Below are 7,821 nucleotides of genomic sequence, written 5' to 3'. Positions count from 1 at the left end.
GCCTATAGCCCTCCCCTTACAAGAGCGATTGGTCGGCTGTGGAACATGCCCTCACCCCCCAGCCCCCTCTCCCACTGAACGCGGGCGAGGGGCTTTAAGTCGGTGGTTCTTGCGCAATTCATCGGTACACAATGGTCGGCTCCCCCTCGCCCGCCTTCAGTGGGAGAGGGGGCTGGGGGGTGAGGGCATGTTCCACAGCCGACCAATCGCTCTTGTAAGGGGAGGGCTATAGGCTGAAGGCTATGGGCTAGCGGAACGTTTTGTGGTACGTCAAGAATTCCCGAAAGCCAAAAGCCTAGAGCCTATAGCCTATCTCCCTTCGTGCTCTTCGTGTCCTTCGTGGATCAGATTCGCTCGCTCAATTGGCCACCAAGCCAGCCAGCAAGCACAATTAACCCGATGCCAACGATATGGCGGCGTTTTTGGGCTGCCGCAGGCAATGGCTTGCCCAACACCAAGCGCCAATAGACCGCCACCAAACTCAGGCTAACCACCGCATGGCTATTAATCCAGGTTAATTGCTGGCGAATTTGGTCGAAGGCAAGAGCAACGGCTAAAATGCCAGTCATAACCGCCAGCAGGCTACTCCACCAGCCAATGTTCAAACACCAACGAGCGGTAATTGCTAGCTCGTGATGCGGGCGGCGCTCGTTCCACAAGGTCAAAATTGAGCTAACCAGCAAGAGTGCAATGGGAAAATGGACTGCTTGAGAATGCAAACTCATGCTTAGTTCTCCATATTATTGGCCAATTTGGTGCGATTATTCAGCAAAAAGCCGATTGTTTCGCCCAAAACTTGCGATTCAAATGGTTTTGGCAGCACTGCATCGAACACATGGCGGCGCGTATCGAGATCAGGCGCATTCCAAACTGTCAGCAACATTGCCACCAATAATGGGTCGCGGGTTTTAAGCAGTTCGGTCAAATCCCAGGCGTTGATGTCGGTCAAGCCGCTATCGGCAATTAAGGCATCAAAATCGCGGGCATAAGCTAAATCTAAGGCCAGCGTGCCACTATCGGCGCAAACCACCGTATGCCCCAAACTTTCGAGCAAGCCCGCCAATGCCGATTGCACCCGCGTATCGCTTTCGACCACCAGAATTGTGCCTCGTTGCAAGGCTTGTGCGCCACCAACTTGCATTGGGTCGTTGGCGGTTTCAGGGCGCGGAATTGGAAAGACCAACGAAATAGTGCTGCCAACGCCAACCTCGCTTTGCACCGCAACCCGCCCACCGTGATGTTGCACCACGATTGCATGGGTCATCGAAAGCCCCAGCCCCGTGCCATGCTCGCCTTTAGTGCTGAAAAACGGCTCCCACATTCGCACTTGGGTTTCTTCATTCATGCCAATGCCGGTATCGCTGATTTCCATAATTACGTCATCTTCAACTTGCTCGGTGCGAATCGTCAAAATACCACCTGTGGGCATGGCATCGGTGGCATTCAGCACAACGTTGGTCAGCACTTCGCGCAAGGCAAATGGCGAACCATAGATCAATGGAATTTGACCTTTTTCAATTCTGGTTTGAATCATGGTGCTGGCAGGACGGCTGCGCCAACGTGGCCGAATCAGCTTAATCACATCATTAATAATCGTGTTTAAATCGACCATTTCGTGATCTTCTGGTTGCTGGGCACGGGTAAATTGCTGAATTCGCTCGACCATATGTCGACCATCACGTGCAGCTTGTTCAATCACCACCAAGCCTTCGCGTTGCTCTTCTGGCGCTTCGATCAGCAATAATTGGGTGTGGCCCAAAATCCCTGCAATCAAATTGTTGAAATCGTGGGCGATGCCGCTCGACAATTCGCCTAAGGCCCGCAAACGCTCGGTTTGCAGCAACACATCTTGGGCCTCTTGTTTGGCGCGGTAGGCTTGTTCCAGCTCTTGATACAATTGGGCATTGGAGATTGCCAAGGCCATGTGGCGTGCCAGAATTTGCAACAAATGTTGGTGGGCTGGCGGAAACGCAGCGGGATCGAAGCTGGAAAGCACCAGCACGCCCAACCAGCGATCATCGCGGCGCAATGGCACGAGCAAAGCAACCGCCAAGCCAATTTGGCGCAGTTCAGCGGCACGGCTAATTGGCGAGCTGTTCATAATCATGCGGTAGGGCGGCGCGTCGATTGGCCCAAAATCCTGCCAAATTTCTGGCGAAAGTACCAAGGTTTTATCGAGCAGGTCAACTTCGGCGCGGCCTGTTTTCATCAGCACGCTAAAGAAACGGGTTTGCTCGGTTGCCAAGGCGACACATGCCCAATCGTAGGGCACGACGCGCTCGATTTGCTGGGCGATGCGATGGCAGACGACTTCGAGGTTGAGCGTGGCGTTGAGCGTGGCGGTGATATTCGAGACGGCGCTGAGTTGCTCGGTCTGCTGTTGCAGAGTCGTAATCAGGTCGCGTTGTTCGAGCGCAATCGCCGCCTGCGAACAAATTGCTTCGGCAAAGTTGATATTGCTACGGCCAAAATGGCGCTCAGGCCGTTGATCAAACAATGCCATCAAGCCCAACGTGCCGTTGCGCCCGACCAATGGCACTAAGAGCGCAGCGACAAGCCCAGTTTCGAGCCAAAAAGCGCTGGTAGTGGTAGCTGCATCGCGATCGTTATGATGATAGGCGCTGGCGCTGGTTTGGGCCATGTGCTGCAAATCGGGGAAGTAGGTTAGCAGCGCATGCGAAATAACCTCAATCGAGCAATCCTTGGGCATTTGCCAAGCAAGCGGCTTGAGCGTTTGGCTTTGCGCATCATAATGAAACATAATGCCAACGTTGGTTTGCAGCGCTTCGCAGACCGTTTGCACCAATTGATCAAGCAAATCTTCTTGTTGAGCTTGGTTGAAAATGCGATTGACATGGCTCAGCATGGCGAGCCGCTGTTTTTCGGCGCGTTGAATATCAATTAACAAACCACCGATCATGCTGATCAGGTAATACACGCCTAGCTCAAAGACGATGCTGGCGAAGGCGACGCGATCGTTGCCCATTGTGCCAACCCTGCGCATGCGGCTGGTTTCGTCGAGGAAAAATGAGAGTGCGATTAACATACTGCCTGTAGCCGAGAGCAACGCGCCATCGAAGCCATGGCGGGCAGTGAAGGCTACAATTGGCAAGAGGAACAAGACATTTAAAAATTGCACAGGAATATAGGCAACCCGATCGATGCCCCAGCCAATCAGGCCGACAATGGCGAGCATAAAGATTAGTTGTAAGACATCGCTGCGAGTAATTGTTGTGCGATGAATGCTGCGTTGCAATGCTGCAGGCGTGCCAAAAAGACCGCGCGTCGAAAGCCACGGCGTGCCTAAGCGCAACATTGGCAGCGTGATGATCAACGAACCCAAACTATTGGTCAACCAAATCAAGGCAGTTGTTACCAATAAGGCATGTTCTTCGATCCAACCAACTTGCCAACCAACGGCGCTCATGCAAAAGGCGCTAATCGCGGTGTTGAACAGCACCCCGCTGGCCAAAAAGCCATTCAGGGCCGATTCGCGCGACATATCGTAGGGATACCGATACAGGCGAAAGATGAGGGCTGGTAAGCCACCTTGAGCCACCCAACCACCAACCAATAGGGCTAGCCACCCAACCTGATTAATGCCAGCAAACCATGCGATGAGCGCCATGCTGATGGCACTGCCAACAGCCCATGGTATGCGCCACCACATAATGCCTGCTTGCACAACCCCTAAGGCTAAAATCCAAGGCATCGGAAGCTGGGCCAGCCAACCCAATCCAAACAAGAGCGCGGTTATGGTCGCACTGCAAAAACTCAGCAAGAGCGGCCTGGTCATGGTGAGCCTCGTCTCAGGAAGATGCTCCCTCATTCTATAGCGATGAGCATGGTAGCGTCAAGCGCAAAATCGGGCTTTGGCTTGCTCCTTTACCCGTATTTTAGCGCAGATTTGGCTATACTTCGTCAAGCCTTTTTGCTTGGTTTTTGTTAGCATTTTGTCATGTAAGGCCATGACCTGCGGTTGAAAAAACATAATCCATGGCCTATAATGGCGATGGGAGTGGGGCAAAGTGGGGAAATGTGGGGCAGTTGCTGGGCGAACATTTGAGCGTAAAAGCCTTGACAGTGGGAGCAAGCCATGTTTTTGGGCGAATATGAACATACGGTTGACGATAAAGGGCGCTTGGCGATTCCGGCCAAATTTCGGGCTGGCTTAGCCGAAGGTCTGGTGTTGACCCGTGGTTTCGACCAAAACTTGCTGCTTTACCCCATGCCCGTGTGGCGCGAATTGGCTGCGCGGATCAATGCCCTGCCCATTACCCAACCTTCGGCGCGTAATTTACGCCGTTTGATGTTTGCTGGCGCAAGCGATTTGGGCCTCGATAAACAGGGCCGAATCGTGCTGCCACCCAACTTACGCCAGTATGCCACAATTACCAGCCAAGCGGTAGTTACCGGTATGGATAGTTTTATTGAAATTTGGTCGGCTGAGCGCTGGCAAACGGTGCTCGATAGTTTTGCCGATGAAGCGCCGCTTTTGGCCGAGCATGTCGCGGCCTTTGGGATCTAGTATGGTGAGTAATGCATATTCCAGTTTTGTATGATGCCACGCTGGCAGCGCTCAATTTACGCCCTGCTGGGCGCTATATCGATGGCACCCTCGGTTGGGGCGGCCATAGCAGCGGCATCCTTGCTGGCAGCGGCCCTGCCGGCCAATTACTCGCCATCGATCAAGACCCGATGGCTTTGGCTGCAGCCCGCGAACGCCTCGCTAGTTATGGCGAGCGCGTAACCTTGATGCATGGCAATTATCGCCAGATGGCGAGCCTTGCAGCCCAACATGGCTGGCAGCAGGTCGATGGCATTTTGCTCGATATTGGGGTTTCCTCGCCGCAGCTCGATTTGCCTGAACGTGGCTTTTCGTTTCAGTACGACGCGCCCCTTGATATGCGTATGAATCCAACTCAGGGCGAAAGCGCAGCCGATTTGATTGCGCGGCTGAATGAAACTGACTTGGCGAATGTGATTTATGAATATGGTGAGGAACGACTTTCGCGCCGCATTGCGCGCCGGATTGTTGAACAACGAGCCAAAAACCCAATTACCAGCACTGCCCAATTGGCAAGTTTGGTGCGCAGCGCCGTTGGGGGCCAAGCAGGCAAGACCCATCCTGCAACGCGCACCTTTCAAGCCTTGCGGATTGCGGTTAACGATGAATTGGGAGCGTTGCGTGAAGGCTTAGCCGCCGCCACCAAGCTCTTGGCTCCAGGCGGGCGTTTAGCGGTCATCACCTTTCATTCCTTAGAAGATCGGATCGTCAAGGAATGGATGCGCGATCAAGCAAGCGAATGTTTGATTCCTGCTAAGCTCGAAATTTTGGCCTGCCCACATAGTTGTGCCGCGAAAACCGGCCCCCGGGCATGCATTTACCCAGTTGGGCGCGATTGCGATTATGTGCCAACGCTCGACGTGTTGAGCCGTAAGCCAATCGAGGCCACACCAGAAGAACTCAAGGCCAACCCACGTGCCCGCTCAGCCAAATTGCGGGTTGCCGAACGACGCTTAACGACGGCGCTTGCGCCCGAAACATAGATACACCTGTCGGAGGATTCTTGATGGCGGTTCAATCTCAACCAATTGGTGGCCTGAGTGCCATCCGTAATCGCAGCACCAGCCAACCAACCAGCCAACGCCGCGCTAGTGTGTTAATTGCGCTCGCGGTTGTGGTGGCCTTGATGTGTATGCTTTATTTGGCCCAAACTGGCCGCATTGCCGCGCTTGGCTTTCGGCTAGAGCAACTTGAAGTGCAGCAAACTAAATTGGTGCGCGCCAATAACCAGTTGCTGTATGAGATTGAACAATCGCAATCGCTTGAGGTGATTCGCCAACGAGCAACCGCCTTGGGCTTTGCGCCAATTGTATCCAGCCAAGCAGAATATCTGATTATTGAACTACCACACCATCGTTGGACGGTTCAGGCTCGTTAGCGCCCGTTCCCGCTCTTGCGCTTTGGAGGAACTTGAATGGCCGCGCGTACCGCTCCAACTCCCCAGCATCAACCCTTGCTCTCACGCTGGCGCATCAACGCCATTTTGTTGATCTGTGTGGTCTTTGCCTTGGCAAATGCCCATAAATTGTTTGAAGTTCAGGTTCAGCGCCATGATCAGCTTTCGGGCTTGGCGCAAAGTGAATTTCGCCAAAATCGCACAATCCAGCCAGCTCGCGGCATTATCCGCGATAGCACTGGCGGGGTTTTGGCGATGAATGTTGATCGCGATGTGCTGGGCGTTGCTCCACCATTTATTGATGATAATGTGGCCGACCCAAACGAATCTGATCGCTTGGCCTTGTTGCTTTCGCCCTTGATCGGCAAAGCTCCCAGCGAAATCAAACAATTGTTGCTGACCAAAGATCGCGAGTATGTGGTGCTGGCGCGGCGCTTAACGCCTGAGGTGAGCGATCAAATTCGCGCACTCAAAAATACGGCGCTTTCACTCACGCCTGAGGCTGTGCGGGTCTATCCCAAAGGCACCTTTGCTGCCAATATCGTTGGCGTAGCCAATTACGAAAATGTGGGCATTAGCGGGGTTGAGGGCTATAACAATTCGCTGTTGGCTGGGGTTGCTGGCTCACTCGAAGCCGAAATCGACTCAGCTGCTAACTCGATTTGGATCGAGCCGCCAACTGTGCAAGAGCCACGCGATGGCGCTGATATTACCTTGACGATCGACCCAACCGCCCAGCATATTGCCGAAGAAGAGTTGCAAAATGCGTTAATCAACCATGGCGCAAGCGGTGGCTCAATCACCGTGATGGATTCCAAAACTGGGGCGATTCTGGCCATGGCAACGTCCAACAAATTTGATCCCAATCGCTACACCGAATATCAGCCAGAAATCTACAACAAAAATGGCGCAATTACCGACCAGTATGAGCCAGGCTCAACCTTCAAGCCAATCAACTTGGCGATTGGCTTGCAAGCTAAGGCCTTTACGGTGAATAGCGTGGTCGATGACCCAGGCTTTATTGCCCGCGCCCCTGGCTGTTGCGCCAACTTCGATTCCAACGGCCACTCGCCGATGACTCCCGAAAATGTGATTCTTTATTCATCGAATGTTGGCGCTTTGCAATACGCCGAAATGGCGGGCGAAGCTGGCTTCTATCAAGGCTTGCGCGATTTTGGCTATGGCCAGCCAACCGGCATCGAATTGGGCGGCGAAGAAGCAGGAATTGTGCAATGGCCCGATACCACCGCCGATTGGCGGCCAATTGTGCTTTCAACCAATGGCTACGGCCAAGGCATCGCGGTCACTCCGCTGCAACACTTGCGGGCGATGTCGGCGATTGCCAATGGCGGCAATTTGATGCAGCCCTATATCATTCAAGAATGGTGTGAGCGCGGCGAGTGTCACAAAGTTGAGCCAAAGGTACTGCGCACTGTGATTGATGATAATGTGGCCATGGATGTGGCCAAGATGATGGTGCGTGCTGCCAACAATAATTACGCTTTTCAAGAAGATATGTGGTGGAAACAGTGTAGCGGCTATTATGATCGCCAGGGGAATGGCGGCGTGCCCTTGGTGCCTGGTTACAATATTGCGGCCAAAACTGGCACCAGCTCAATTCCCGATGGTCGTGGTGGCTACGAAAACTCGACAATTGGCTCGGTGATGGGCTTTGGCCCAATTGAAGATTCGCGTTTTACGGTCTTAGTTAAACTTGATCGCACCCAAGAAATTTGGGGAACCAAGGCGATTCCGGTTTATGCCGCTGTGTTCAAGCGCTTGCTGACCCATTATCAAGTTGCGCCCAACCCAGAGTTGGTGCACGAATGCCAAATCGAACAATAACGAAATCTACTAG

6 protein-coding genes are annotated in these 7,821 nt (G+C 53.3%); 4 read left to right on the top strand and 2 right to left on the bottom strand.

What is annotated here, in order from left to right:
* Positions 1–344: 344 nt before the first annotated feature.
* Together C5S61_RS08535 and C5S61_RS08530 are read right to left on the bottom strand one after the other, a co-directional pair.
* Positions 345–725 carry a DUF2231 domain-containing protein gene (locus C5S61_RS08535; protein ID WP_110514647.1) on the bottom strand — a complete coding sequence of 127 codons (381 nt, stop codon included), beginning with the start codon at positions 723–725 and terminating at the stop codon, positions 345–347.
* A gap of 2 nt (positions 726–727) precedes the next feature.
* A complete protein-coding gene (locus C5S61_RS08530) occupies positions 728–3,796 on the bottom strand; it encodes a GAF domain-containing protein (RefSeq protein WP_164689293.1) in 3,069 nt (1,022 codons plus the stop codon).
* 300 nt (positions 3,797–4,096) lie between these two features.
* Here C5S61_RS08530 and mraZ point away from each other — a divergent pair, with 300 nt between their 5' ends.
* Genes mraZ through C5S61_RS08510 form a run of 4 tightly spaced genes read left to right on the top strand, consistent with a single transcriptional unit; the run spans position 4,097 to position 7,808 of the window.
* Positions 4,097–4,528, top strand: coding sequence for a division/cell wall cluster transcriptional repressor MraZ (gene mraZ, locus C5S61_RS08525; protein ID WP_110514645.1), 432 nt, complete (start codon positions 4,097–4,099; stop codon positions 4,526–4,528).
* 11 nt (positions 4,529–4,539) lie between these two features.
* On the top strand, positions 4,540–5,550 hold the full coding sequence (rsmH, locus tag C5S61_RS08520) for a 16S rRNA (cytosine(1402)-N(4))-methyltransferase RsmH (protein WP_110514644.1): 1,011 nt from the start codon (positions 4,540–4,542) through the stop codon (positions 5,548–5,550).
* A gap of 23 nt (positions 5,551–5,573) precedes the next feature.
* Positions 5,574–5,945, top strand: a complete 372-nt coding sequence (locus C5S61_RS08515; protein WP_110514643.1) for a hypothetical protein — start codon at positions 5,574–5,576, stop codon at positions 5,943–5,945.
* A gap of 36 nt (positions 5,946–5,981) precedes the next feature.
* The gene (locus C5S61_RS08510; RefSeq protein WP_110514642.1) at positions 5,982–7,808 is read left to right on the top strand and encodes a peptidoglycan D,D-transpeptidase FtsI family protein; all 1,827 of its coding nucleotides are present in this window, start codon (positions 5,982–5,984) and stop codon (positions 7,806–7,808) included.
* Positions 7,809–7,821: the final 13 nt, after the last annotated feature.

The organism is Herpetosiphon llansteffanensis, assembly GCF_003205875.1.
In the GTDB taxonomy this organism is placed as follows: Bacteria; Chloroflexota; Chloroflexia; order Chloroflexales; family Herpetosiphonaceae; genus Herpetosiphon; species Herpetosiphon llansteffanensis.
This window is presented reverse-complemented; position numbering and strand designations above follow the sequence as displayed.